Origin of the sequence: Bacteroides sp. CAG:633 (assembly GCF_000435115.1) — a bacterium.
GTDB classification, from domain to species: Bacteria; Bacteroidota; Bacteroidia; order Bacteroidales; family Bacteroidaceae; genus Bacteroides; species Bacteroides ndongoniae.
The window spans coordinates 271-2,668 of the sequence record NZ_FR883137.1 but is presented as its reverse complement, the minus strand read 5'-3'; the positions used below and the strand labels follow the sequence as shown (position 1 = coordinate 2,668).

The 2,398-nt window shown below is 42.7% G+C and carries 3 protein-coding genes and 1 pseudogene; all 4 read left to right on the top strand.

Annotated elements, in window-relative coordinates; genetic code table 11:
- Positions 1–265, top strand: a pseudogene (locus tag QVP67_RS13150) (helicase); the annotation flags it as partial.
- Between the two features lie 232 nt (positions 266–497).
- On the top strand, positions 498–1,436 hold the full coding sequence (locus QVP67_RS13145; protein ID WP_022164023.1) for a toprim domain-containing protein: 939 nt from the start codon (positions 498–500) through the stop codon (positions 1,434–1,436).
- Between the two features lie 144 nt (positions 1,437–1,580).
- On the top strand, positions 1,581–1,934 hold the full coding sequence (locus QVP67_RS13140) for a MobC family plasmid mobilization relaxosome protein (RefSeq protein WP_022164022.1): 354 nt from the start codon (positions 1,581–1,583) through the stop codon (positions 1,932–1,934).
- A partial coding sequence (locus QVP67_RS13135; RefSeq protein WP_288180203.1) for a relaxase/mobilization nuclease domain-containing protein occupies positions 1,915–2,398 on the top strand: 484 nt, incomplete at its 3' end. The genes QVP67_RS13140 and QVP67_RS13135, both read left to right, overlap by 20 nt.

Genomic DNA, 2,398 nt, shown 5'->3' with positions numbered 1-2,398 from the left:
AAGGGAAATAATGGACAACGTAGGAACTGACAATTTTTCCTTCTGTTTGAATGACCTACTTAACCTACTAAATCTTTCAGGAGTAAAAATCGAAAAGCATCACTTGCGCAGAATCATTGCAGAAAGTTGGAAATTGACACCTGCCCCCAATGGACTGACTTATACCACCTATCAGTTTGATTATAATAAGGAATGCAGGTTTGCTCCAGTCAGGAGGGTAGGACGCTTTTACACCGTCAGTAGAACATTGCTGGACGAACTTTGATTATTTTGTTGAATTGTTGAAATAAGCAAGTAACTTATTGATGCTTAGCTTACAATTATTTCAACAAAGGCTCAACATTCAAAATATGCTGTTGAAAAGAAAAAATAATTGATTCTCTTTTCGTTGGCATTTGTTGAGTTGCTGTTGAAAGGTACATCTTTGTGTATCAACTTAATACAAGATGCGTTCAACAATTCAACAGTTTTTACTAACAATCAAATCCGTATAGAAAATGACAATTGAAGAAGCAAAGAATATAAAGCTGACAGACTATCTGCACAGTTTGGGTTATGCTCCTGTCAAACAGCAAGGGGCAAACCTTTGGTACAAATCACCGTTTCGGGAAGAAAACGAAGCATCATTCAAAGTGAATACCGAAATCAATAAGTGGTATGACTTTGGACTGGGTAAGGGAGGCAATATCATTGCATTGGCTTCGGAACTTTACTGTTCCGTCCATGTGTCGTACTTGCTGCAACGGATTGCAGAGCAGACACCGCACATCAGACCTGTATCTTTCTCTTTTCGGGAGCAATCCTCTACTGCACCTAATTTTCAACATATGGAAATAAAGAGACTCACTTCTCCCGCTCTGCTCTCCTATCTGCAAGGCAGGGGAATAAACTTGGAACTTGCGAAAAGAGAATGTTGTGAGGTACACTTCGAGAACAACGGTAAGCGTTATTTTGCCATCGGATTTCGAAATATGGCTGACGGTTACGAGATACGCAACCGATACTTCAAAGGCTGCATCGCACCGAAGGACATCACCCATATCCGGCATGAAGGCAGAAGAAATGATACCTGTTTCGTATTCGAAGGATTCACGGACTATCTCTCGTTCTTGACCATAAGAATGGAGAAATGTCCCAACATGCCGTGTTTGGACTGGCAAGACTATATCATACTGAACTCGGTTTCCAATCTTTCCAAGGCGATTGACGAATTAGCCGTCTATGAGCGCATTCATTGTTTTTTCGACAATGACCGTGTCGGAATGGAAGCCTGCCGAAAACTGACAAACGAGTACTCCTATCGTGTCCGTGACGCTTCACACACCTATAAGGATTGCAAGGACTTGAACGAGTATCTTATCAAGCAACGTCCTATACAGGAACAGAAAAATGTACAAGTTGCACCGCCTAAGAAGTCAAAAGGGCGGAGTTTATAATATCCACATGTATTATCGCTGTACTGGCGGAAGCCGTATTGTCTAATGGAGCAAGGTTATGGAAATGTATACATTTCCGACCTTGCTTTGCCGGAAGCAAAGACAGTCCGCTCCCGTTGGTCGCAATTAAAAGGAAATTTCAAAATGAAAAAAGATAAACAACAACCACGACCGACCAAGCGTAACAAGATGCGTGTGGTTAGTGCAAGATTTACAGATATTGAATACCAAGCGGTAGAAAAACGCAGAAAAGATGCAGGCGTTTCACTCAGTAGGTTCGTCCGCTCCGTAGTGCTAACGGGTAAAGTAGTACAGCGCATCAGCAAGGCGGATGCGGACATACTCCGTAAATTGGCAGGGGAAGCCAACAACATCAATCAACTTGCCCATAAAGCCAATGCCGGAGGATTTGCGGGAGTTGCAGCCGAACTTATGTTACTGAAGAAAAAGATTGTTCAAATCATAAAGCTGTTGTCCGATGATTGGAAAAATAAGTAAAGGAGCAGGATTCAGAGGCTGTGTCAATTATGTATTAGGCAAGCCCGATGCAAAACTACTGACGGCGGAAGGAGTGCTGACAGACAGCATTCAGACAATAACGGATGGTTTTCAAGCCCAAAGAATGATGAAACCACATCTCTACCAACCTGTGGGACATATATCACTCAGCTATGCACCCGAAGACGCTCCGAGAATGACGGATGAAATGCTGGTAAGTCTGGCAAAGGAGTACATGCAGAAAATGGGAATCAAAGATACCCAGTATATCATTGCTCGGCACAATGACCAAAGGCATCCGCACGTTCATATTGTTTTCAATCGTGTGGATAACAACGGACGCACCATCAGCGACAAGAACGACTGTTATCGGAATGTCAAGGTCTGCAAGGAGTTGAAAGAAAAGTATGGGCTTTATTTTGGTAAAGGCAAAGACCGGGTACGGACTCACCGCTTGAAAGGAA